At 70.8% G+C, this 23,017-nt stretch carries 18 protein-coding genes; 11 read left to right on the top strand and 7 right to left on the bottom strand.

The window, feature by feature from the left end; genetic code table 11:
* Positions 1 to 28: 28 nt before the first annotated feature.
* Positions 29 to 2,443 (bottom strand): endopeptidase La, encoded by a 2,415-nt coding sequence (lon, locus tag ACZ66S_RS05545; protein WP_469899872.1) that lies wholly within the window; start codon positions 2,441 to 2,443, stop codon positions 29 to 31.
* Positions 2,444 to 2,632: 189 nt separating this feature from the next.
* Here lon and ACZ66S_RS05550 point away from each other — a divergent pair, with 189 nt between their 5' ends.
* The gene (locus ACZ66S_RS05550) at positions 2,633 to 3,286 is read left to right on the top strand and encodes a GNAT family N-acetyltransferase (RefSeq protein WP_469900855.1); all 654 of its coding nucleotides are present in this window, start codon (positions 2,633 to 2,635) and stop codon (positions 3,284 to 3,286) included.
* A 979-nt stretch (positions 3,287 to 4,265) separates the two neighbouring features.
* Here ACZ66S_RS05550 and ACZ66S_RS05555 read toward each other — a convergent pair.
* Positions 4,266 to 5,048: a rhomboid-like protein gene (locus ACZ66S_RS05555; protein ID WP_469899874.1), complete on the bottom strand. Its 783-nt coding sequence runs from the start codon at positions 5,046 to 5,048 to the stop codon at positions 4,266 to 4,268.
* 138 nt (positions 5,049 to 5,186) lie between these two features.
* Here ACZ66S_RS05555 and ACZ66S_RS05560 point away from each other — a divergent pair, with 138 nt between their 5' ends.
* The 5 genes from ACZ66S_RS05560 to ACZ66S_RS05580 all read left to right on the top strand — a co-directional run bounded on the left by ACZ66S_RS05560 (position 5,187) and on the right by ACZ66S_RS05580 (position 12,226).
* The gene (locus ACZ66S_RS05560) at positions 5,187 to 5,864 is read left to right on the top strand and encodes a spermine/spermidine synthase domain-containing protein (protein ID WP_469899876.1); all 678 of its coding nucleotides are present in this window, start codon (positions 5,187 to 5,189) and stop codon (positions 5,862 to 5,864) included.
* A gap of 123 nt (positions 5,865 to 5,987) precedes the next feature.
* Positions 5,988 to 6,725 (top strand): response regulator transcription factor, encoded by a 738-nt coding sequence (locus ACZ66S_RS05565; RefSeq protein ID WP_031038660.1) that lies wholly within the window; start codon positions 5,988 to 5,990, stop codon positions 6,723 to 6,725.
* Entirely contained in the window at positions 6,722 to 7,831 is a 1,110-nt protein-coding gene (locus ACZ66S_RS05570) for a HAMP domain-containing sensor histidine kinase (protein ID WP_469899878.1), read from the top strand. Before ACZ66S_RS05565 ends, ACZ66S_RS05570 begins: the two co-directional genes overlap by 4 nt.
* 291 nt (positions 7,832 to 8,122) lie before the next feature.
* A complete protein-coding gene (locus ACZ66S_RS05575) occupies positions 8,123 to 11,959 on the top strand; it encodes a multifunctional oxoglutarate decarboxylase/oxoglutarate dehydrogenase thiamine pyrophosphate-binding subunit/dihydrolipoyllysine-residue succinyltransferase subunit (protein ID WP_469899880.1) in 3,837 nt (1,278 codons plus the stop codon).
* 87 nt (positions 11,960 to 12,046) lie between these two features.
* Positions 12,047 to 12,226 (top strand): DUF6104 family protein, encoded by a 180-nt coding sequence (locus ACZ66S_RS05580; RefSeq protein WP_319295185.1) that lies wholly within the window; start codon positions 12,047 to 12,049, stop codon positions 12,224 to 12,226.
* Positions 12,227 to 12,865: 639 nt separating this feature from the next.
* Here ACZ66S_RS05580 and ACZ66S_RS05585 read toward each other — a convergent pair.
* Positions 12,866 to 13,711 carry a hypothetical protein gene (locus tag ACZ66S_RS05585; RefSeq protein WP_469899882.1) on the bottom strand — a complete coding sequence of 282 codons (846 nt, stop codon included), beginning with the start codon at positions 13,709 to 13,711 and terminating at the stop codon, positions 12,866 to 12,868.
* Between the two features lie 146 nt (positions 13,712 to 13,857).
* Between ACZ66S_RS05585 and ACZ66S_RS05590 the strand changes: the two genes are divergently transcribed.
* A complete protein-coding gene (locus ACZ66S_RS05590; protein WP_469899884.1) occupies positions 13,858 to 14,880 on the top strand; it encodes a DUF4097 family beta strand repeat-containing protein in 1,023 nt (340 codons plus the stop codon).
* A 1-nt stretch (position 14,881) separates the two neighbouring features.
* A complete protein-coding gene (locus ACZ66S_RS05595; protein WP_469899885.1) occupies positions 14,882 to 15,961 on the top strand; it encodes a PadR family transcriptional regulator in 1,080 nt (359 codons plus the stop codon).
* A gap of 92 nt (positions 15,962 to 16,053) precedes the next feature.
* Here ACZ66S_RS05595 and ACZ66S_RS05600 read toward each other — a convergent pair whose 3' ends face one another.
* The 4 genes from ACZ66S_RS05600 to ACZ66S_RS05615 all read right to left on the bottom strand — a co-directional run bounded on the left by ACZ66S_RS05600 (position 16,054) and on the right by ACZ66S_RS05615 (position 19,663).
* Positions 16,054 to 16,629: a Clp protease N-terminal domain-containing protein gene (locus tag ACZ66S_RS05600; RefSeq protein ID WP_469899886.1), complete on the bottom strand. Its 576-nt coding sequence runs from the start codon at positions 16,627 to 16,629 to the stop codon at positions 16,054 to 16,056.
* Positions 16,629 to 16,838 carry a helix-turn-helix domain-containing protein gene (locus ACZ66S_RS05605; protein ID WP_007384656.1) on the bottom strand — a complete coding sequence of 70 codons (210 nt, stop codon included), beginning with the start codon at positions 16,836 to 16,838 and terminating at the stop codon, positions 16,629 to 16,631. The genes ACZ66S_RS05600 and ACZ66S_RS05605 overlap by 1 nt, the downstream gene beginning before the upstream one ends.
* 105 nt (positions 16,839 to 16,943) lie before the next feature.
* A complete protein-coding gene (locus ACZ66S_RS05610; protein ID WP_469899887.1) occupies positions 16,944 to 17,909 on the bottom strand; it encodes a zinc-binding dehydrogenase in 966 nt (321 codons plus the stop codon).
* Positions 17,910 to 18,439: 530 nt separating this feature from the next.
* Positions 18,440 to 19,663 (bottom strand): NAD(P)-dependent malic enzyme, encoded by a 1,224-nt coding sequence (locus tag ACZ66S_RS05615; protein ID WP_469899889.1) that lies wholly within the window; start codon positions 19,661 to 19,663, stop codon positions 18,440 to 18,442.
* A 643-nt stretch (positions 19,664 to 20,306) separates the two neighbouring features.
* Here ACZ66S_RS05615 and ACZ66S_RS05620 point away from each other — a divergent pair.
* From ACZ66S_RS05620 to ACZ66S_RS05630, 3 genes are read left to right on the top strand one after another with little or no spacing between them, the layout of a single operon-like run.
* Positions 20,307 to 21,266, top strand: a complete 960-nt coding sequence (locus tag ACZ66S_RS05620) for an ABC transporter substrate-binding protein (RefSeq protein ID WP_469899891.1) — start codon at positions 20,307 to 20,309, stop codon at positions 21,264 to 21,266.
* A gap of 30 nt (positions 21,267 to 21,296) precedes the next feature.
* Positions 21,297 to 22,238 carry an amino acid ABC transporter permease gene (locus ACZ66S_RS05625; protein ID WP_469899892.1) on the top strand — a complete coding sequence of 314 codons (942 nt, stop codon included), beginning with the start codon at positions 21,297 to 21,299 and terminating at the stop codon, positions 22,236 to 22,238.
* On the top strand, positions 22,235 to 22,996 hold the full coding sequence (locus tag ACZ66S_RS05630; protein WP_469899894.1) for an amino acid ABC transporter ATP-binding protein: 762 nt from the start codon (positions 22,235 to 22,237) through the stop codon (positions 22,994 to 22,996). Before ACZ66S_RS05625 ends, ACZ66S_RS05630 begins: the two co-directional genes overlap by 4 nt.
* Positions 22,997 to 23,017 lie beyond the last annotated feature (21 nt).

Raw genomic sequence — 23,017 nt, forward strand, 5'->3', positions numbered from 1 at the left:
GGGCCTTCACCTCATCCGGCGACGTCCGTCACGCCGCCACCGGAACCTCCGGCGCCGCCCCACTGGTGGCCGGGGCCAGCGCCAGCTCCAGGACCTGGCGGACGTCGGTGACGGCGTGGACGTCGAGCTTGTCCAGCACCTCCGCCGGGACGTCGTCCAGGTCGGCCTCGTTGCGCTTGGGGATGATCACGGTCGTCACCCCGGCGCGGTGCGCGGCGAGCAGCTTCTGCTTCACACCGCCGATCGGCAGGACCCGGCCGGTCAGCGACACCTCGCCGGTCATGGCCACGTCCGTGCGGACCAGCCGGCCGGAGAGCAGCGACGCCAGCGCCGTCGTCATGGTGACGCCCGCGCTCGGCCCGTCCTTCGGGACCGCGCCCGCCGGGAAGTGGATGTGCACACCCCGGTCCTTGAGGTCACCGACCGGCAGTTCGAGCTCCGCGCCATGCGAGCGCAGGAAGCTCAGGGCGATCTGCGCGCTCTCCTTCATCACGTCACCGAGCTGGCCGGTCAGCGTCAGACCCGCCGCGCCCGTCTCCGGGTCGGCCAGCGACGCCTCCACGAAGAGGACGTCCCCGCCGGCTCCGGTGACCGCGAGTCCGGTCGCCACGCCCGGGACCGCCGTACGGCGCTCCGCGGGGTCCTGGGCCGACTCGGGCACGTGGTGCGGCCGGCCGATCAGACCGCGCAGGTCCGCGTCCGTGATGGTGAACGGCAGTTCCCGCTCGCCCAGTTCGTGCTGGGCCGCCACCTTGCGCAGCAGCCTCGCGACGGACCGCTCCAGGGTGCGCACGCCCGCCTCGCGGGTGTACTCGCCGGCGAGCTTGCGCAGCGCGCTCTCGTCGATGACGACCTCGTCCTTCGCGAGCCCGGCCCGCTCCAGTTGGCGCGGGAGCAGGTGGTCACGGGCGATGACGATCTTCTCGTCCTCGGTGTAGCCGTCGAGGCGGACCAGCTCCATACGGTCGAGCAGGGCCTCCGGGATGGCCTCCAGGACGTTCGCCGTGGCCAGGAACACCACGTCGGACAGGTCGAGTTCGACCTCCAGGTAGTGGTCGCGGAAGGTGTGGTTCTGCGCCGGGTCCAGGACCTCCAGGAGGGCCGCCGCGGGGTCGCCGCGGAAGTCGGAGCCCACCTTGTCGATCTCGTCGAGCAGGACGACCGGGTTCATCGAACCGGCCTCCTTGATCGCCCGTACGATCCGGCCGGGCAGCGCGCCGACGTACGTCCGCCGGTGGCCGCGGATCTCCGCCTCGTCCCGCACACCGCCGAGGGCGACGCGGACGAACTTTCGGCCCATGGCGTGCGCCACCGACTCGCCGAGGGAGGTCTTGCCGACACCGGGCGGACCGACGAGGGCGAGCACGGCACCGCCGCGCCGGCCGCCGACGACCCCGAGCCCCCGGTCGTTGCGGCGCTTGCGCACCGCCAGGTACTCGGTGATGCGCTCCTTCACGTCCTCCAGGCCCGCGTGCTCGGCGTCGAGGACCGCCTTGGCGCCCTGGATGTCGTAGGCGTCCTCGGTCCTTTCGTTCCACGGCAGTTCGAGGACGGTGTCCAGCCAGGTGCGGATCCAGGAGCCCTCCGGCGACTGGTCGGAGGACCGCTCCAGCTTGTCGACCTCCTTGAGGGCGGCCTCACGCACCTTCTCGGGCAGGTCGGCGGCCTCCACGCGGGCGCGGTAGTCGTCGGACTCCTCACCCTCCTGCTCGCCGTTGAGTTCGCGCAGTTCCTTGCGGACGGCTTCGAGCTGACGGCGCAGCAGGAACTCCCGCTGCTGCTTGTCGACGCCCTCCTGGACGTCCTTCGCGATGGTCTCGGCAACGTCCTGCTCGGCGAGGTGGTCGCGGAGCTGCTGGGTGGCGAGCTTGAGGCGGGCGACCGGGTCGGCGGTCTCCAGCAGTTCGACCTTCTGCTCGGTGGTCAGGAACGGCGAGTAACCGGAGTTGTCGGCGAGGGCGGACACGTCGTCGATCGCCTGCACCCGGTCCACGACCTGCCAGGCGCCGCGCTTGCGCAGCCAGGCGGTCGCGAGGGCCTTGTACTCCTTGACCAGTTCGGTGACGTGACCGGGCAGCGGTTCGGGGACGGTCTGCTCGACCGTGGTCCCCTCGACCCACAGGGCGGCGCCCGGGCCGGTGGTCCCCGCACCGATCTTCACCCTGCTCCGGCCGCGGATGAGCGCGCCCGGGTCGCCGTCGGCCAGTCGGCCGACCTGCTCGACGGTGCCGAGCACACCGGTGCTCGCGTAGGTGCCGTCGATGCGTGGCACCAGGAGGACCTTCGGCTTTCCGGGTTCCGAGCGGGCGGCGGCCTGGGCGGCCTCCACCGCGGCGCGGACGTCGGTGTCGTTCAGGTCGAGCGGGACCACCATTCCGGGCAGCACGACCTCGTCGTCGAGCGGCAGCACAGGCAGAGTGAGCGGTGTGGACGTCGAAGCCATGATCTCCCCTTCGGCAGTCAAGTTGAGCTATGCCGACTCAATGCATGTGACCCTGCGAATGTTCCCCGGCCGCTTGCCTGTTCGCTGTCGGCGATCACGGCTGCCGGAATCAGCGGTTCCGGACCTATGGTCGTCGCGTAATAGACACACGCGGTGATCGGTCATTACCGATGGCTTTTGGGGGATGTCGTGGACGGAGTCGTACGGGCCTGGGTGACCGGCTGGGTCGTGTCGCGCGGGGCCGCCCCGCCGGAGCGCGAACCCTGGGGGTTCACCGTCGACGTGGGCCAGCTCGCGCAGGTCTCGCGGCACGTCTTCGAGGCGCTGGGCGACGAGGTGGACGAGCGGCTCGTACGCAAGGTGGCGGACGGGGTGACGGGCACCGGGGTGTGGCTCAAGGTGTTCCAGGACCCGGAGGTCGTCGGGGACTGGCTGGGCGAGGGCTGGTGGGTGGACCCCGAGCCGGGCTTCCTGATGACGGTCCCGCTGACCGGAACCGGCGCCGAGGCCGTGCCCTCCGGTTACCGGAAGCGCGTGTGGTCCGTCGGCGGGGTCACCCGCGTGCTCCTCGCCGGCCCCGACGGCTCCCTCGCCGCGCGCGGCCAGACGGCCCCGACCGGCGCCACCGCCGTCTTCGACCAGATCGAGACCGCGCCCGCGCACCGGCGCCGGGGCCTGGGCAGCGTCGTCATGCGCACCCTCCAGAGCGCGGCGGCCGCCGCGGGGGCGCGGACCGGCGTCCTCGCCGGAACCCCGGCGGGACGGGCCCTGTACGAGTCTCTGGGCTGGCATGTGCAAGCTCCGCTCACCAGTGCCAAGTTCGTGGGCCGCGACCCCGGGTGACCGTCCGTCACGGCTCCCCGGCAGGGGCTCTGTCATACGGCGCCGGTGACCGCCCCGACACCTCGCCGGGCCCCACCGACAACACCCGACGACCACCGCCTCTTCCCGCCCCTCCGAACCAGCGCCGATGGCACGCCGGGGCCCGGAGCCCGCTGCTCGTGCCGACCGAGACCGAGACCCGAACCTGGCCTGGACGGAGGCGGAAGCAACGGGTCGGGAGCCCGGGCAGCCTCACCAGCCCGGTGCCACCGGAGCCCGGCAACGACGGGCACGGTACGGGCCGCGGTCCTGGACACCACCCCCGGCCACGCCACCGGGATCGACACGGACCCCCGGCACGATCACACACTGGGGGCACCCGCGGTCACTGCCCCCGAGCCACCCAGGCCCGGGACCGGCAGGACCCCGACACGGGCGCGGTACGCGCCTCCACCGCCGTGCCGGACACCGCCAACCAGATCGACGCGGACTCCCGAAACAGGCGGAGCGCCTGCGGTCGCTGCCCCGAGCCACCGAGTCCCGGGACCGGCGGGACCCGGACACCGGCGCGGTACGCGCCTCCACCGCCGCGCCCCGGCCTCGCCACTGGGATCGACGCAGACCCCCGACACGATCACACCGGGAGCCCCCGCGGTCACCACCCCCGAACCACCCACGCGCGGGAACGGCGGGACCGGACACGGGCTCGCTGCGGACCGCCGCCAGGGAAGACACCGCCTCGCCCTCACCGCTCGGAACAGCGCGGACCCCCGACACAGTCACACCGGGAGCGCCTGCCGGACCCTGCCCGTGGGCCGCAGCGCCCGTCCCGCTCACCGCAGCCCGGCGGCCCTTCACGCTCCCTCCGCCCCACCCACGCCGACGACGCGCGCGCCGCGCGGGTGGCCAGTACCAGGGCTAAGACAGCTCCGCTTCCGCGTGGTGACCACGGCCGCGCCGTACGCCTGGACCTCGCCGGCTCCCTGACCGGGCGTCGGGCCTAAGGCCGTCGGGTCCGGTGCGCGCGCCGCACCAGCGGCCAGGTCGCGACGCCGATCAGCAGGGCGATCGGGTGACCCCAGTCGGTCATCGGGTCGGTGAACGCGATCAGGTCGGTCACCAGCGCCCAGCCGAAGAGGGCGAGCAACGGCCAGCGCAGCCACGGCCCGAGCAGTCCCGCCAGCGCGCCGAAACACGCGGCCACGCCGAAGCTGACGCCGTAGTCGAGGCGGTGCAGCGAACTGGCGGGCAGGTGCCCGGCGAGGACCGCGAGGCCGGTGGGAACCTCCGTGGCGAGGGTCGCCCCGATGTGCCCGAGCAGGAAGACACCGGCCGTGCGCGCAGCGCCGATCCGCCGCTCCAGCGCGGTGAGCACGAACAGCAGGGCGAGGGCGTACGGCGAGAAAATCCCGCCCGCGATCCACAACGCGCTGGCCACCAGGACCAGTACGGGCATCCGCGCGAGGTGGACGACATCGGTGCTGGAGCCCTGGTGCAGGGTGTGCACGAGGGCGGGGTCCAGCCGCGCCGCGACCAGGGAGACGGCGGCCAGGACGGCGCCGTAGCCGAAGGTGAACGGCGTCCCGGTGGGGGTGGGGAGCAGACGCCGGAGCCGGGGGACGCGAAGTCGCCTGCCGGGAGCGGGCGTTGTCGTGGGTGCCTCGGCGGCCGTCCCGGTCCGTTCCCGCTGCCGGGGCATCCCGTCGAGCAGTCCGGAAACGTCCGCGAGGCACGGGTCCGGGGCAGGCGCGCCGGAAGGGGCTGGGGGCACGGTCCGTTCCAAAGGGGCTGCTCCTTCCGTCGCACCCCACCCTTCGCGCCCCACCCGCCCCCTGTCTGTGACCCGCGCCACCCCGGCCCCGATTCACAGGGACTTCTCAAGGGGCCCCGGTCCGGCCGCCGGACCTGCCAGGATGGGCCGATGCCCACCTCGTACGACATCCCCGAAGTCCTGGACCGTCGCGAGGGCCCGTACGGAGAGGTGGTCCTGCGGCGGCACGGCGAGTTGCTCCAGATCATCGCCAACGGCTGCTTCCTGATGGACACCTCGGACGGCCGCTCGGAGCGCACGCTGGTCGACGCGGCGCTCGCCGCGCTCGACGACCGGCCCGATCCGCACGTCCTCATCGGCGGTCTGGGCGTCGGCTTCTCGCTCGCACACGCGGCCGCGAACCCGCGCTGGGGCCGCATCACGGTCGTCGAGCGGGAACCGGCGATCATCGACTGGCACCGCACGGGCCCGCTCTCGGCGCTCTCCGCGGAGGCGCTCGCCGATCCCCGGACGAACATTCTGGAAACGGATCTAGTCGGATTCGTCAATGAGACATGCGCCACTTTTGACGCGCTGTGCCTCGACATCGACAACGGCCCCGACTGGACGGTCACGGACGGCAACCACGGCCTCTACACACCCACCGGACTCACAAGCTGCGCAAGGGTGTTGAAGCCGGGCGGGGTACTGGCCGTGTGGTCGGCGAAACCCTCTGCGGAATTTGAGGGATCCCTAGCAAATGCCGGGTTCCAACACGTACGTACCGAGGAGATCCCGGTTGCCCGGGGCGTACCGGACGTCGTCCATCTCGCCGTCCGACCTGGATAGCAAAGGGGTGATGACTCCCCGTACTCTGCTTCCCTACGCCGATCATTCAAGCGTCAATCGCAGTCATGCGCAGACAAGGAATCACCCCACATGGTTCCGGAAAGCACTCCCCAGGGGCGGGCGATGGAGCAGACACACACCTCCCACAACGGTTCGACGGCTACCCCGGGCGCCCAGCGCCGGGTCCTGGTCGTCGAGGACGATCCGACGATCGTCGACGCCATCGCGACCCGCCTGCGCGCCGAGGGATTCCTCGTGCAAACGGCGGTCGACGGTCCGTCGGCGGTGGACACGGCCGAGGCCTGGCAGCCGGACCTGCTGATCCTCGACATCATGCTGCCCGGCTTCGACGGTCTGGAGGTCTGCCGCCGTGTGCAGGCCGCCCGTCCGGTGCCGGTGATGATGCTCACCGCGCGGGACGACGAGACCGACATGCTGGTCGGGCTCGGCGTCGGTGCCGACGACTACATGACCAAGCCGTTCTCGATGCGTGAGCTGGCCGCGCGCGTGCACGTCCTGCTGCGCCGCGTCGAGCGGGCCGCGCTGGCCGCCGCGACGCCCAGGAGCGGCATCCTCCGGCTCGGCGAGCTGGAGATCGACCACGCGCAGCGCCGGGTGCGGGTGCGCAGCGAGGACGTCCACCTCACGCCGACCGAGTTCGACCTGCTGGTGTGCCTGGCGAACACCCCGCGAGCGGTGCTCTCCCGTGAGCAACTGCTGGCCGAGGTGTGGGACTGGGCGGACGCCTCCGGCACCCGCACGGTCGACAGCCACATCAAGGCACTGCGCCGGAAGATCGGCGCCGAGCGGATCCGCACGGTGCACGGCGTGGGCTACGCCCTGGAGACGCCGACGCCATGAGCGAGGGTCCGGCCGGCCGGAGAGAAGGCCCCAGGGAGCCCTGGGGCGGCGTGAGCCCGTTCTCGATCAAGACCAAGCTGGGCGTCCTCGTCGTCATCGCGGTCCTCATCACCACCGGGCTGATGATGATCGCGATGCGCACGGCGACGGAGCTGCGCTTCATCACGGTCTTCTCGATGATCGCCACCCTCCTGATCACGCAGTTCGTGGCGCATTCGCTCACCGCGCCCCTGGACGACATGAACGCGGTCGCCCGGTCCATCTCGCACGGCGACTACACCCGCCGGGTCCGCGAGAACCGCCGGGACGAGCTCGGCGACCTGGCCCAGACGATCAACCGCATGGCGGACGACCTGGAGGCCCAGGAACGCCAGCGCAAGGAACTTGTGGCAAATGTCTCCCATGAGCTGCGCACGCCCATCGCGGGCCTGCGCGCCGTGCTGGAGAACATCGTCGACGGGGTCACCCAGGCCGACCCCGAGACCATGCGCACGGCCCTGAAGCAGACCGAGCGGCTCGGCCGGCTGGTGGAGACGCTGCTGGACCTGTCCCGCCTCGACAACGGCGTCGTCCCGCTGAAGAAGCGCCGCTTCGAGGTGTGGCCGTACCTCTCGGGCGTGCTGAAGGAGGCCAACATGGTCGCCTCGGCGCGCGGGGGCATCGCCTCCGGTTCCGGCAGCCACACGCGTACGGACGTCCATCTGCACCTCGACGTGTCCCCGCCGGAGCTGACCGCGCACGCCGATCCGGAGCGCATCCACCAGGTCGTGGCCAACCTGATCGACAACGCGGTCAAGCACAGCCCGGCCCACGGGCGGGTGACCGTCAAGGCGCGGCGCGGGGCGCTGCCCGAGTCCCTCGAGCTGGAGGTCCTCGACGAGGGTCCCGGCATCCCGCGGTCGGAGTGGCACCGCGTCTTCGAGCGGTTCAACCGCGGTCAGATCATGCGGCCGCACGGTCCGGGCAGCGACGGCGGCACCGGGCTCGGGCTGGCGATCGCCCGCTGGGCGGTGGATCTGCACGGCGGCCGGATCGGAGTGGCCGAATCCGAGCGCGGATGCAGGATTCTTGTCACCCTTCCGGGACTTCCCTCTGTGCCAAGTTGACGTAAAGTTCGAAGCGGAGCCACAAGATCCATCTCTGTCCGCGCTGACGGACACGTGTGATCAGGCAGAGGGCCGCGCCGCCGTCGCGCAGAGCCCCGCTCGGCGCTTCCCTCACGCGGGTTCACCTAGCGGAACCACGCTTGTTTCCCGCCATTTTCACCCCCGAAACCCGCTCTTTGATGTGACTTACACGACGATGGACGGGCCCGGCCTGACCTTCACCGTCTCGGGGGCGTAGCCTTTATTTCCGCTGTCCATCACCTTGTGAAGCGGAAGAGGGCGGTTGCCGCCGTGTCGCCACAGTCCCCCAGTAACTCGAGCTCCCCCAGCCTTCGGCCGGGCGGTGCCTCCACGACCGACGCAGACCAAGCGGGCAAGAACCCCGCTGCCGCGTTCGGCCCGAACGAGTGGCTCGTCGACGAGATCTATCAGCAGTACCTCCAGGACCCGAACTCGGTAGACCGTGCCTGGTGGGACTTCTTCGCCGACTACAAGTCGGGGGCCGCCGCTCCGGCCGCGGCGGGTACCGCGGCCGCGGGGGCCGCGGAGACTACCACCGCTGCCGCCCCGGCGCCCAGCGCCCCGGCCCAGGCTCCGGCGCCGGCTCCGGCCGCCGCTCCGGCTCCCCAGCCGGCCGCCGCTGCTCCGGCCCCGGCCAAGGCCGCCGCTCCGGCCGCCCCGGCCCAGGCGGCTCCGGCCGCCAAGCCGGCCGCTGCCAAGCCCGCCGCGAAGCCGGCCGCCGAGGGTGCCGCCGCTGACGGCCCGGAGATGGTGACGCTGCGCGGCCCCGCCGCCGCGGTCGCGAAGAACATGAACGCCTCCCTGGAGCTGCCCACGGCCACGTCCGTGCGCGCGGTCCCGGTGAAGCTGCTCTTCGACAACCGCATCGTCATCAACAACCACCTCAAGCGCGCCCGGGGCGGGAAGATCTCCTTCACCCACCTCATCGGGTACGCGATGGTGCAGGCCATCAAGGCCATGCCGTCGATGAACTGGCACTACGCGGAGAAGGACGGGAAGCCCACCCTCGTCAAGCCGCAGCACGTCAACTTCGGCCTCGCCATCGACCTGGTGAAGCCCAACGGCGACCGCCAGCTCGTCGTCGCGGGCATCAAGAAGGCCGAGACGCTGAACTTCTTCGAGTTCTGGCAGGCCTACGAGGACATCGTCCGCCGCGCCCGCGACGGCAAGCTGACGATGGACGACTTCTCGGGCGTCACGGTCTCCCTGACGAACCCGGGCGGCCTCGGCACGGTCCACTCCGTGCCGCGTCTGATGCCCGGCCAGTCGGTGATCATGGGCGTCGGCTCCATGGACTACCCGGCGGAGTTCCAGGGCACCTCCCAGGACACCCTGAACAAGCTCGGCATCTCCAAGGTCATGACGCTCACGTCGACCTACGACCACCGGGTCATCCAGGGCGCCGCCTCCGGCGAGTTCCTGCGGATCGTCGCGAACCTCCTCCTCGGCGAGAACGGCTTCTTCGACGAGATCTTCGAGGCGCTGCGCATCCCCTACGAGCCGGTCCGCTGGCTCAAGGACATCGACGCCTCGCACGACGACGACGTCACCAAGGCCGCCCGTGTCTTCGAGCTGATCCACTCCTACCGGGTCCGCGGCCACGTCATGGCCGACACCGACCCGCTGGAGTACCGCCAGCGCAAGCACCCCGACCTGGACATCACCGAGCACGGCCTCACCCTGTGGGACCTGGAGCGCGAGTTCGCCGTCGGCGGCTTCTCCGGCAAGTCCCTGATGAAGCTGCGCGACATCCTCGGCGTGCTGCGCGACTCGTACTGCCGCACCACCGGCATCGAGTTCATGCACATCCAGGACCCCAAGCAGCGCAAGTGGATCCAGGACCGCATCGAGCGCCCGCACACCAAGCCGGAGCGCGAGGAGCAGCTCCGCATCCTGCGCCGGCTGAACGCCGCGGAGGCCTTCGAGACCTTCCTGCAGACGAAGTACGTCGGCCAGAAGCGCTTCTCCCTGGAGGGCGGCGAGTCCGTCATCCCGCTGCTCGACGCGGTGCTGGACTCGGCCGCCGAGTCCCGCCTGGACGAGGTTGTCATCGGCATGGCCCACCGCGGCCGGCTGAACGTCCTGGCGAACATCGTCGGCAAGTCGTACGCGCAGATCTTCCGCGAGTTCGAGGGCAACCTCGACCCGAAGTCGATGCACGGCTCCGGCGACGTCAAGTACCACCTGGGCGCCGAGGGCACCTTCACCGGTCTCGACGGCGAGCAGATCAAGGTCTCGCTGGCCGCGAACCCGTCCCACCTGGAGACGGTCGACCCGGTCATCGAGGGCATCGTCCGCGCCAAGCAGGACATCATCAACAAGGGCGGCACGGACTTCACGGTCCTGCCGGTCGCCCTGCACGGTGACGCGGCCTTCGCGGGCCAGGGCGTGGTGGCCGAGACCCTGAACATGTCGCAGCTCCGCGGCTACCGCACCGGCGGCACGGTCCACATCGTCATCAACAACCAGGTCGGCTTCACGGCCGCCCCGGAGTCCTCGCGTTCCTCCATGTACGCGACGGACGTGGCCCGCATGATCGAGGCCCCGATCTTCCACGTGAACGGCGACGACCCGGAGGCCGTGGTCCGCGTCGCGCGGCTCGCCTTCGAGTTCCGCCAGGCGTTCAACAAGGACGTGGTGATCGACCTCATCTGCTACCGCCGCCGCGGTCACAACGAGTCGGACAACCCGGCCTTCACCCAGCCGCTGATGTACGACCTGATCGACAAGAAGCGCTCGGTGCGCAAGCTCTACACCGAGTCCCTCATCGGTCGCGGCGACATCACCCTGGAAGAGGCCGAGCAGGCGCTCCAGGACTACCAGGGTCAGCTCGAGAAGGTCTTCACCGAGGTCCGCGAGGCCGTCACGGCCCAGCCGGCCGCCGGTCCCGTCTCCGACCCGCAGGCCGAGTTCCCGGTCGCGGTGAACACCGCGATCACCGCGGAGACCGTGAAGCGGATCGCCGAGTCCCAGGTCAACATCCCCGACACCTTCCACGTCCACCCGCGTCTGCTGCCGCAGCTCCAGCGCCGGGCGTCGATGGTCGAGGACGGCACGATCGACTGGGGCATGGGCGAGACGCTGGCCGTCGGCTCCCTGCTCCTGGAGGGCACCCCGGTCCGGCTGTCCGGCCAGGACTCCCAGCGCGGCACGTTCGGCCAGCGGCACGCGGTCCTCATCGACCGCGAGACGGGCGAGGAGCACACCCCGCTCCAGTACCTCAACGAGGACCAGGCCCGCTACAACGTCTACAACTCCCTGCTCTCCGAGTACGCGGTCATGGGCTTCGAGTACGGCTACTCGCTGGCCCGCCCGGACGCGCTCGTGCTGTGGGAGGCGCAGTTCGGCGACTTCGTCAACGGCGCGCAGACGATCGTCGACGAGTACATCTCGGCGGCGGAGCAGAAGTGGGGCCAGACGAGCGGTGTCACGCTCCTCCTCCCCCACGGCTACGAGGGCCAGGGCCCGGACCACTCCTCGGCCCGTGTCGAGCGGTTCCTCCAGCTCTGCGCGCAGAACAACATGACGGTCGCGATGCCGACCCTGCCGTCGAACTACTTCCACCTCCTGCGGTGGCAGGTGCACAACCCGCACCACAAGCCGCTGGTGGTCTTCACCCCGAAGTCGATGCTGCGCCTGAAGGCCGCCGCGTCGCGGACGGAGGAGTTCACCTCGGGTCAGTTCCGCCCGGTCATCGGCGACGCGTCCGTGGACGCCGCCGCGGTCCGCAAGGTCGTCTTCGTGGCGGGCAAGCTGTACTACGACCTGGAGGCCGAGCGTCAGAAGCGCGGCATCACGGACACGGCGATCATCCGTATCGAGCGCCTGTACCCGCTGCCGGGTGCCGAGCTCCAGGCGGAGATCGCCAAGTACCCGAACGCCGAGAAGTACCTGTGGGCGCAGGAGGAGCCGGCGAACCAGGGCGCGTGGCCCTTCATCGCCCTCAACCTGATCGACCACCTGGACCTGGCGGTCGGCGCGGAGGTTCCGCACGGGGAGCGGCTGCGGCGGATCTCCCGCCCGCACTCGTCGTCCCCGGCGGTGGGCTCGGCGAAGCGGCACCAGGCCGAGCAGGAGCAGCTCGTGCGTGAGGTGTTCGAGGCGTAACCAGCCTCGCGAGCAGTGCGTGACCGGGCCGCATCCCTCTTCGGAGGGGTGCGGCCCGGCCGTTTCGGCCCACTTATCCTTGACGGCATGTACTTCACGGACCGTGGCATCGAAGAACTGGAGAAGCGGCGCGGCGAGGAGGAGGTCACCTTCGGGTGGCTCGCCGAGCAGTTGCGGACGTTCGTCGACCTCAATCCCGACTTCGAGGTGCCGGTGGAACGACTGGCCACGTGGCTGGCCCGCCTGGACGACGAGGACGACGAGTAGAACGGGGCGCTCTGCAGGCCGGGGCGCCCTTCGCCATACCCCGGCCCGCACGCCGCCCTGAGGGTCCCCCGCCGACAGTCCCGGCACTCCGTTGGCGCTCTATGTGCTGTGGGCCGCGCTCAGTCCCGCAGTTGCACCAGGCCGTACGCCGGCCCGTGCCGGCCGTGCGCCGGAGGCCACCTCGACGACTGGGGCCCGACGCCACCCCGGCGCTCCCGCTGACGCCCTCAGTCCCGCGGGTGCACCAGGCCGTATGCCAGCCCGAGCCCGCCGTACGCCGACAGCGGCGCCCCGCCGGAGGCCAACCCCGACGGCAGCCCCCGATGTAGGCCCAGAAGCTCCCCGGTGGCACCCCTTGAGCTGCACCGTCCAAGTCAGTCCCGCAGGCGCACCAAGCCCTACGTCAGCCCGAGCACGCCATACGCCGATAGCGGCGCCGCCCCCGGAGGCCTACCCCGACGACAGCCCCCCGGTACAGGCTCAGGCGCTCCCCGGTGGCGCCCCTTGACCTGCGCCGCCCGGGTCAGTGCCGCAGGCGCATCCGGCCGTACGCCAACACGAGGCCGTCGGGGGCCGGCCGGCCCCCGACGTCAGTCCGGCAGCTTAGGGATGCCCTCTGCGCTGCCCCGCCCGCCCGGGTCAGTCGCGTGGGTGTGTCAGGTCGTAGGACAGGGCGAGCGTGCCGTGGGCCAGTAGGAGGGTGCCGGCCGTGAGCCAGCCGGCGCTGCGGTGTCGTAGGCCCCAGGCGGCCAGTGGGAGGCCGGCCGCCATCTGGGCCAGGGCCAGGGCGCGGGCCTTCGGGTCGCCGGACCAGGGGAGCCAGGGCGTGAGGCGGCGGGCCGCGACCGCCTCGAGTTCGCCGCGGACGGTGTCCGGCCGGTCCTCCGCCTCGATGGGGCGGGCGTCCGGCCGGTCCCGTACCGCCTCGCGGAGGCGGTCGGCCGGTTCGCCGGGGGCGAGGCCGGCAGGGAGGGCCAGGCCCACGCGCGTGAGGACGGCGAGCAGGCCGCGCAGTCGGGCGCGGGCGTCGGCGGCGGGGTCCGGTGCGGTGAGCCGGTCCAGGGACTGGACGTCCAGGACGGGGTCGAGGGCCAGCCGGGCCGCGAAGGTGCGCATGGCCTCGTCCTCGCCGGCCGGGGTGCCGTTGCTGAGCCAGACGTAGCCGACGGGCCGGCGGAAGCCGGACGCGAGGGTGTAGCCGCCGCGGTCGGCGTCCCACCACAGCGCGAGGACGGGCCAGGGAGCGCCGACGGCGAGGGCGGTGGCCCAGCCCGTCATGACCCGGTCGACGGGGTCCTCACCGCGCAGCCACGGCCCGCCTTCCGGGACGAGGACGCTCCACCCCTGCCCCGCGCGCGTGAGCAGCATCCGCTCGCGCAGCAGCCGGGCGGCGGGGGCGACGGAGTCGGGTGCGGCCCGGCAGAGCAGCAGGGCGCCGGTGGCCGGAGCGGTGCGGCCGGTGCGGGAGGTGGCGTCCGTCGACATGGTCACACGCTAGGTCGCTTCACGGTGATTGGTCATATTTTCATCCCCCGGTTCCCCGAAATGAGTGCCTTGACTTTCGACCCCCACGATATATCGTGAATTGCAGGAGACGCGATATGGCGCGTTGCTACGGGGAGGTCTGCACCATGTCCGAGTGGTCCGTCACGGAGCCCAGGAAGCTCACCTTCGACGAGCCCGTGCACGAACTCCACGTACGCATCGTCAACGGCACGGTGAACGTGGTGGGCACCGAAGAAGGTTCCGCACGCCTGGAGGTGTCCGAGATCGAGGGACCGCCCCTGATCGTCACCCAGGAGGGCGGAACGCTCACGGTGGCCTACGAGGACCTGCCCTGGAAGGGCTTCCTCAAGTGGCTCGACCGCAAGGGCTGGCGGCGCAGCGCGGTCGTCTCGCTGGCCGTTCCGGCCGACACCCGCGTCGAGGTGGGCGTGGTCAGCGCCGCGGCCGTCGTCTCGGGCGTGCGCGGCCCGTCCGTGGTGAAGGGGGTCAACGGCGACACCACCCTCGTCGGCCTCTCCGGCCCGGTCCGCGCCGACACCGTCTCGGGGAACCTGGAGGCCCAGGCCGTCACCGGCGACCTCCGCTTCAACTCGGTCTCGGGCGACCTCACCGTCGTGGAGGGCTCGGGCCCCTCCGTGCGGGCCGACTCGGTCAGCGGCTCGATGATCGTCGACCTGGACCCGGAGGGACCCACCGACGTCCGGCTGACCAGCGTCTCGGGTGAGATAGCCATCCGGCTCCCCCAGCCCGCCGACGCCGAGGTGGAGGCCAACACCGCGAGCGGGACGATCTCCAACGCCTTCGAGGGCCTGCGGGTGCGCGGCCAGTGGGGCGCCCACAAGGTCACGGGCCGTCTGGGCGCCGGTACCGGCAAGCTCCGCGCGACCACCGTCTCGGGCTCCATCGCCCTGCTGCGCCGCCCGCCCCGGGAGGACGAGGAGGAGCCGTGGGAGACGGACCCCTTCATGAAGGACGGCGCCCCGGGCACCGGACGGGCCGACACCGCCGACCCGGTGGACGACGTGCACGGCGTGCCGGGGGACAATTCCGTTTCCGGCCCGGCCGACGGCCCCCACCCCACGGACGACCCCACGGACGCTCCGACCCGCGGCCCGGCCGACGGCACGACCGACAAGAAGGTGCTCTGACATGCCCCCCGTCTTCGCCCACGGCCGCCTCCGCCTCTACCTGTTGAAGCTGCTGGACGAGGCCCCGCGCCACGGCTACGAGGTGATCCGCCTCCTGGAGGAGCGCTTCCAGGGCCTGTACGCCCCCTCGGCGGGCACCGTCTACCCGCGGCTGGCGAAACTGGAGGCGGAGGGCCTGGTCACCCACACCACCGAGGGCGGCCGCAAGGTGTACGCCATCACGGACGCGGGCCGCGCCGAGCTGGCCGACCGCAGCGGTGAACTGGCCGACCTGGAGCTGGAGATCCGCGAGTCGGTCGCCGAGCTCGCCGCCGACATCAGGGCCGATGTGCGGGGTGCCGCGGGTGATCTGCGGCGCGAGATGCGGGCGGCCGCCACCGAGGCCCGCCGGGGCTCCGGCAGCGGAGCCAGGAGCACCGGCGAGCACGAGGCCCCGTTCGGGGACTTCACGGAGCACACCGACAAGGAGGCGTGGCGCGCCGCCAAGGAGGAGATGCGCCGCGTCAAGCAGGAGTGGAAGGAACAGGCCCGGCGCGCCAAGGACGAGAGCCGCCGCGCCCGCGAGGAGGCCCAGCGGGCCCGCCGCCAGGCCAAGGAGGCCCAGGACCGGGCCCGGGAGCAGGCGCAGGAGGAGGTGCAGCGGATCGCCCGGCGGGTGCAGGAGCAGGTGCAGGACCACTTCGCGCGCGGCGACTGGCCGACAGGGGTGCGCGAGGGACTGACCGAACTGGCCAAGGAGTTCGGCGAGTTCGGGAAGGACTACGGCAAGGGGCTCGGGAAGGACTTCGGCTTCGGCCGGGGCGGCGCGAGGTCCGAGAAGGCCGAGGCGGCACCGCCCGGCCCCGAGTACGCATACACCCCGGAGGACTTCCCCGCCGAGTACGAACCGGCCTGGGCCCACGAGGACTCCACCGGGGACCCGGCCCGCGACCTGGACCGCCTGCTCGACCGCTTCCGGGACGACATCCGGGACGCGGCCCGCGACCACGGCATCACAGCCGAGCAGTTCCGAGACGCCCGCCGCCATCTGTCGACGGCGGCGGCCCACATAGGAGCACTCCTGCGAGCGCCCAAGGCCTGAACCGGCCGGCCTCCGGCAAGTACGACACCTCCGGCAGTACGACGCCTCCGACCCCGCCGGCCGGGCCGTACTGCCGGACCGGGCGGGCCCTCTCAGCCGGCCTTCGCCTCTCCCCCACCCTCGCCCTCGCCGTAGAGGACACGCACGACCGACGCGTAGGTCACCCCGTGATCGGCGAGCACCTCCCCGGGCACGCCCGGCCGGACCGTCAACGCCAACAGGAGGTGCTCGTCGCCGACATGGCGGTCCCGCCGGGCCACCGCGATCCGCAACGCCTTCTGCAGGATCTCCTTGGCGTCCCGTCCGAAGGGGCGCCGACCGGACCGCCATGCCTTGCCCTTCCGGTCACCGGACATCGCTCCGACACCGTGCACCTCCTCCACCCGGGCGACGATCTCGGAGACGTCGATCCCGAGACCGGCCAGCGCCTCGGCGTCCGACTGGGACAGTCCGGCCCGGCGCCGCGCCTCGCCCAACGCCTCACGTACGGTGTCCGCGCGCTCGCCGAGCCCGAGGGCGGCCAGGGCGAAGGAGCCCCGGCCGGCCTCCCCGTCCAGCAGGGCCAGGAGCAGATGCTCGGCGTCCACGGACGCCGCTCCCGTCGCCTCGGCCTGTTCGACCGCGCCCACGACCACAGCCCGGGCGCCCTTCGTGAACCGCTCGAACATCAATGCCTCCCGTACTTCTTGTGCACGGCCTGCCTGCTCACTCCGAGTTCCGCGGCGATCTCCTGCCACGACCAGCCCTGATTGCGCGCGCTGCGCACCTGCACCGACTCGAGCTGCTCCAGCAGCCTGCGCAGTGCGGCGACGGCGCGCAGTCCGACCCGGGGATCGCGATCACCGGCGCGCTCGGCGAGATCCGTTGCTTCGGTCATGACGTCAACTTACGTTGACAGAGCCCACCCGTCAACCGTAGTTGACAAACGGCGGCGACCGATCCGCACCCGGACCGGCCGCCGCCAAGCTGAAACAGGAAGGGATCAGCCGTTCGTGAGCACGACCTTCCCGAACTGCTCACCTGACGCCACCCGCTCGAACCCCTCACGGGCACGGTCCATGGGCAGCACCTCGTCGATGACGGGCCGCACACCGGTGGCGGCACAGAAGGAGAGCAGATCCTCCAACTCGTCCTTGGTCCCCATGGTCGAGCCCACGACCTTGAGCTCCAGGAAGAAGATCCGGGTCAGTTCGGCGTGCGAGGGGCGGTCACCGCTCGTGGCACCGGAGATGACCAGCGTGCCGCCTGGCTTGAGCGACTTCACGGAGTGCGACCAGGTGGCCGCCCCCACGGTCTCGATGACGGCGTCCACCCGCTGCGGCAGCCGCGCGCCCGACTCCAGCGCCTCCACGGCACCGAGCTCCCTCGCCCGCTTCCGCTTGGCCTCGTCGCGGCTCGTCGCGAACACCCGCAGCCCGGCGGCCTTCCCCAGCACGATCGCGGCCGTGGCGACACCGCCGCCGGCGCCCTGCACCAGCACGGAGTCACCGGGTCGCACGCCGGCGTTGGTGAACAGCATCCGGTACGCCGTCAGCCAGGCCGTGGGCAGACAGGCGGCCTCCGCGAAGGACAGCTCCTTCGGCTTGGGCAGGACGTTCCAGGTCGGCACGGCCACCTGTTCGGCGAACGTCCCCTGGTAGCGCTCGGTGAGGATGGACCGCGGCTCCTTGGGGCCGACGCCGTGCCCGCTCTGGCCGATGACGGAGTGCAGGACGACCTCGTTGCCGTCCTCGTCGACACCGGCGGCGTCACAGCCGAGGATCATCGGAAGCTTGTCCTCCGCGAGGCCGACGCCACGCAGGGACCAGAGGTCATGGTGATTGAGGGAAGCGGCCTTGACGTCGACGACGCTCCAACCCGGGCGGGCTTCGGGGGCTGGGCGCTCCCCCAGCTCCAGTCCCGAGAGCGGGTTGTCGCGGTCGATTCGGGCGGCGTAGACAGCGAACATGACCTTGACGATAGGGTCCACCGCCGACCCGGGGAACCGGACCGCGTTGTGACACATACCCTCTTGCGAAACCGTGCGGCTGTAAGGGTGCCGGCTTCGACCGCGGCCCCGGTGGGGGCTGATCGCGCAGTTCCCCGCGCCCCTGGGTGGGCCATCTGGACGCTCGTGCAGACGCATACGGACGTGAGGGGACGGGGTGGGGGGTGTCCGCCCGCAGCGGCCGGCGTCCGTTACAGGGCACAGCCAAAGCAGCCGAGGCGCCGGACCGAGGACGGATACCCCCCACCCCGGCACCGACCCACACCACAACCGCACGCGCTACACGAACCCCCACCGGACAGCAGCAGGCCGCCGCAGGCATCTCAGGGGCGCGGGGAACTGCGCAAAACGCCCGCCCCCACCCAGCCGCACCCGCACAAGACGAACCACCCCCGTCGCACCCCCGTCACTCCCCCAGCCGTACCCCCAGGCAAAAAATGGCCCCGCCCGGAGAAACACCCGGACAGGGCCACCTCACGTCACAGAACCGCTCAGCGCCGAGCGACCCCCTCCGCCCGAGCCGCCGCGGCAACCGCCGCAGTGACCGCAGGAGCCACCCGCTCGTCGAACGGGGACGGGATCACGTAGTCCGCCGCGAGGTCGTCACCGACGACCGCCGCCAGCGCCTCCGCCGCCGCGATCTTCATGCCCTCCGTGATCCGGGAGGCCCGCACCTGGAGCGCCCCCGCGAAGATGCCCGGGAACGCCAGCACGTTGTTGATCTGGTTCGGGAAGTCGGACCGCCCGGTCGCCACCACGGCCGCGTACTTGTGCGCGACATCCGGGTGCACCTCGGGGTTCGGGTTGGCCATCGCGAACACGAAGGCACCCTTGGCCATCGAGGCGACCGCGGACTCCGGGACCGTACCGCCGGACACGCCGATGAAGACGTCCGCGCCGGCCAGCGCGTCCTCCAGGGACCCCGACAGACCGGCCTTGTTGGTGAACCCGGCGAGCTCCCGCTTCACGGACGTGAGGTCGTCCCGGTCAGCGGAGACCACTCCGCGCCGGTCGGCGACGGCGACGTCCCCGATGCCCGCCTCGACGAGCATCTTGGCGATGGCCACGCCCGCCGCGCCCGCACCGGAGATCACCGCACGTAGATCTCCGATGGACCGCCCACTGAGCCGCGCGGCGTTCCGCAGGGCGGCCAGCGTCACGACCGCGGTCCCGTGCTGGTCGTCGTGGAACACGGGGATGTCGAGCCGCTCCTGGAGCCGCCGCTCGATCTCGAAGCACCGGGGAGCCGAGATGTCCTCGAGGTTCACGCCGCCGAAGGACGGCGCGAGACGGACCACGGTCTCGATGATCTCGTCGACGTCGGTGCAGGCCAGCGCGAGCGGAACCGCGTCCACCCCGCCGAACTGCTTGAACAGGATCGCCTTGCCCTCCATCACCGGGAGGGAGGCTTCGGGCCCGATGTCACCGAGCCCCAGCACGGCCGTACCGTCCGTCACGACGGCGACGACCGAGGACTTCCACGTGTAGTCGTGGACGAGGTCCGGCTGCTCGGCGATGGCGCTGCACACCTTCGCCACGCCGGGTGTGTACGCGAGGGACAGGTCGTCCTTGTCACGGACCGGCACGGTGGCCTGCACAGCCATCTTGCCGCCGCGGTGCAGCGCGAACGCGGGGTCGAAGGAATCGAGGGGCTCCGCCCCTCCGTCCTGTCCCGTATCGCTGTCGCTGCGAGGATTGACGATCTCCGCTGCCACTTTGTCTTACCCCTTAGGTCTTCATGGTTTGAGGGTGGCCACTCCTGGTTGAGAAGTGGGCGGGCACCGCGTACGGCCCTGTCACTGATGCGTACGGGCCGGTCGCGACGGGCGCGCCGCACACGCGCCCTGAGCCCCGGATGAGGGGTGTAAAGAACCTTCTTACCGGACGACCCGCGCCGAGGACGAGTCGAATACGTCCAAGGTCACACGCCGAAACGGAAATCGATCATCGATCACCGGAGACCGGTGACATGAATCATGGGACGCCATCCGGACAAACCATCAGCGGCCCCTTGACGATCAAGGGGGAGCCGCTCTCGTGCCGGTGGGCGCGGCCGGGCAGGTCGTCCGCTCCGTGGCCCGCACCGGAGATCTTCCGGCCGGAATGCCAGATTCCCGCAGATGGTCCGGTCGTGATGTACGGACATGGTGCGGTTCGGGGGTCACCCGTTATCCGATTTTGACATGACCGGCCCCCTGAATGGTCGAGTCCGAATGGCAAGATGCCGTCATCACACGAGGTCGCGACACTCGAAGGCGTGTGCTCTCGTCGACCTGAGGAATGAAGGCAGCGCTGCCGGCCCGATCGGCAGCCGCCCCGCCCATCGGCAACTCCACCCATCCGCCGGAGGAACCCACCATGACCGCAAGCTCCACCCGTCGTACGACCGCCGCGCGCACCAGGACAGCCGCGGTAGGTGCGATCGCGGTCGCAGGCGCCCTGATTCTCACCGGTTGCGGTGACCAGACGGACAGCGGCAGCAGCACCAAGGAATCCGCCTCGTCCAGCAAGGCCCCGCTGTTCGACAAGCTGCCCGCCAAGATCCAGAAGGCCGGCGTCATCAAGGTCGGCACCAACGCCGAGTACGCCCCCATGGAGTACCAGGAGAGCGGCAAGATCGTCGGCGTCGACCCCGACATCGCGGCCGCGCTGGGCAAGCAGTTGGGTGTCGAGTTCCAGTTCACCTCGGGCTCCTTCGACGGCCTGATCACCTCCCTGAACTCCGGGCGCTACGACGTCGCCATGTCCTCCATCACGGACACCAAGGCGCGCCAGGAGGGCCTGGACGACGACGGCAAGAAGCTCGGCCCGGGTGTCGACTTCGTCGACTACTTCACGGCCGGCACCGCCATCTACGTCCAGAAGGGCAACCCCAAGAAGATCGGCTCGATCGAGGACCTCTGCGGCCAGAAGGTCGCCGTGCAGCGCGGCACGACCTACGAGCAGGCCCTGCAGAAGCAGTCCGCGGCGTGCACGAAGGACGGCAAGAAGAAGCTCGACATCGAGTCCTTCGACAACGACACCGAGGCCCAGACCCGCGTGAAGTCGGGCGGCGCCGTCGCGGGCGTCAACGACTACCCGGTCGCCGTGGACCTCGCCCGCAAGGCCGACGGCGGCAACGCCTTCGAGGTCGTCGGCGAGCAGGTCGACGCCGGTCCGTTCGGCATCGCCGTGAACAAGGACAACAAGGAGCTCACAAGCGCCCTGGAGGCGGCCGTGAACGCCATCATCGAGGACGGCACCTACAAGAAGGTGCTGGAGAAGTGGGGCGCCGAGACCGGCGCCATCGACAAGGCCGCGGTCAACGGCGGCAAGTGACGGACCCCGCACCACTGAAGGGCAGTCACTGTGACTGACAAGATCGACAAGGGGCCGGCGGACACGTCCCCGCCGGCTGCCGCCCCGGAGACCATCAAGGCCATCCCGGTCCGCCACTACGGCCGTTACGTCAGCGCCGTCGTCGTACTGGCCCTGGTGGCCCTGCTGGTCAACGCGTTCGCCACCGCGGAGAAGATCCAGTGGAGCGCCGTCGGCGACAAGCTGTTCGACTCCACGGTCCTCGCGGGCGCCGGCCGCACCCTGCTGATCAGCGTCCTCGCGATGATCGTGGGCGTGGTCCTCGGCGTCCTGCTGGCCGTCATGCGGCTCTCCAAGAACCCGGTGACGAGCTGGGTGGCCTGGGTCTACATCTGGTTCTTCCGCGGGACCCCGGTGTACGTCCAGCTCCTCCTGTGGTTCAACCTGGCGCTGATCTTCCCGATGCTGAATCTCGGTCCGCTCTACAAGGACGAGATGACGGACGTGATGACCCCGTTCATGTGCGCCCTGCTGGGCCTGGGTCTGAACGAGGCCGCGTACATGGCGGAGATCTGCCGCGCCGGTCTGATGGCCGTCGACGAGGGCCAGACGGAGGCCGCGCACGCGCTCGGCATGAGCCACAGCAAGACGCTGCGCCGGATCGTCATCCCGCAGGCGATGCGCGTGATCGTGCCGCCGACCGGCAACGAGTTCATCAACATGCTGAAGACCTCGTCGCTGGTGTACGCGGTGACCTACAACGAACTGCTGCGGGCCACCTCGACGATCGGCTCGACCTCGTACGCCGTGATGGAGATGCTGTTCGTGGCGTCCATCTGGTACCTGGTCATGACCAGCGTGTTCAGCGTCTTCCAGTACTACCTGGAGCGCCGTTTCGCCCGCGGTTCGTCGCGGAACCTGCCGGCGACGCCGTTCCAGAAGATCAGGGCGAACCTGCTGTCGCTCCGGAACCAGGGGGGTGCGGCGGTATGACGGCCATGGTCAGGGCCGAGGGCGTCCACAAGTCCTACGGTCTGGTCGAGGTCCTCAAGGGCATCGACCTGGAAGTGAAGCAGGGCGAGGTCTTCTGCCTCATCGGCCCCTCGGGCTCCGGCAAGTCGACCTTCCTGCGGTGCATCAACCACCTGGAGAAGATCAACGCCGGCCGGCTGTACGTCGACGGCGAGCTGGTCGGCTACCGCCAGAAGGGCGACAAGCTGTACGAGCTCAAGGACAGCGAGGTCGCGCTCCAGCGCCGGGACATCGGCATGGTGTTCCAGCGGTTCAACCTGTTCCCGCACATGACGGCCGTCGAGAACGTCATGGAGGCACCGGTCCAGGTCAAGGGCACGAGCCGGTCCGAGGCCCGGGAGCGGGCGCGGGAGCTGCTGGACCGGGTGGGCCTGGCCGACAAGGCGGGCAGCTACCCGGCGCAGCTCTCCGGCGGGCAGCAGCAGCGGGTGGCGATCGCCCGGGCGCTGGCGATGGACCCGAAACTGATGCTCTTCGACGAGCCGACCTCGGCCCTCGACCCGGAGCTGGTCGGTGACGTCCTCGACGTCATGCGCGACCTCGCCGAGTCGGGCATGACGATGGTCGTCGTCACCCACGAGATGGGCTTCGCCCGCGAGGTGGGCGACAGCCTGGTCTTCATGGACGGCGGCGTGGTCGTCGAGTCCGGCGACCCGCGCGAGGTCCTGACGAACCCGCAGCACGAGCGCACCCAGGCGTTCCTGTCGAAGGTCCTCTAGCGGTACGACGTCGAAAGGGGC

The sequence above is a fragment of the Streptomyces sp. NPDC107471 genome, assembly GCF_055582845.1.

Excerpts from the sequence above, each read along its gene's own strand:
- ACZ66S_RS05610 (WP_469899887.1), bottom strand. The coding sequence starts at position 17,909 with ATGTTCGCTGTCTACGCCGCCCGAATCGACCGCGACAACCCGCTCTCG.
- ACZ66S_RS05585 (WP_469899882.1), bottom strand. The coding sequence starts at position 13,711 with ATGTCGACGGACGCCACCTCCCGCACCGGCCGCACCGCTCCGGCCACC.
- ACZ66S_RS05600 (WP_469899886.1), bottom strand. The coding sequence starts at position 16,629 with ATGTTCGAGCGGTTCACGAAGGGCGCCCGGGCTGTGGTCGTGGGCGCG.
- ACZ66S_RS05580 (WP_319295185.1), top strand. The coding sequence starts at position 12,047 with ATGTACTTCACGGACCGTGGCATCGAAGAACTGGAGAAGCGGCGCGGC.
- ACZ66S_RS05605 (WP_007384656.1), bottom strand. The coding sequence starts at position 16,838 with ATGACCGAAGCAACGGATCTCGCCGAGCGCGCCGGTGATCGCGATCCC.
- ACZ66S_RS05630 (WP_469899894.1), top strand. The coding sequence starts at position 22,235 with ATGACGGCCATGGTCAGGGCCGAGGGCGTCCACAAGTCCTACGGTCTG.
- ACZ66S_RS05590 (WP_469899884.1), top strand. The coding sequence starts at position 13,858 with ATGTCCGAGTGGTCCGTCACGGAGCCCAGGAAGCTCACCTTCGACGAG.
- ACZ66S_RS05570 (WP_469899878.1), top strand. The coding sequence starts at position 6,722 with ATGAGCGAGGGTCCGGCCGGCCGGAGAGAAGGCCCCAGGGAGCCCTGG.
- ACZ66S_RS05560 (WP_469899876.1), top strand. The coding sequence starts at position 5,187 with ATGCCCACCTCGTACGACATCCCCGAAGTCCTGGACCGTCGCGAGGGC.
- ACZ66S_RS05620 (WP_469899891.1), top strand. The coding sequence starts at position 20,307 with ATGACCGCAAGCTCCACCCGTCGTACGACCGCCGCGCGCACCAGGACA.
- ACZ66S_RS05565 (WP_031038660.1), top strand. The coding sequence starts at position 5,988 with ATGGAGCAGACACACACCTCCCACAACGGTTCGACGGCTACCCCGGGC.
- lon (WP_469899872.1), bottom strand. The coding sequence starts at position 2,443 with ATGGCTTCGACGTCCACACCGCTCACTCTGCCTGTGCTGCCGCTCGAC.
- ACZ66S_RS05595 (WP_469899885.1), top strand. The coding sequence starts at position 14,882 with ATGCCCCCCGTCTTCGCCCACGGCCGCCTCCGCCTCTACCTGTTGAAG.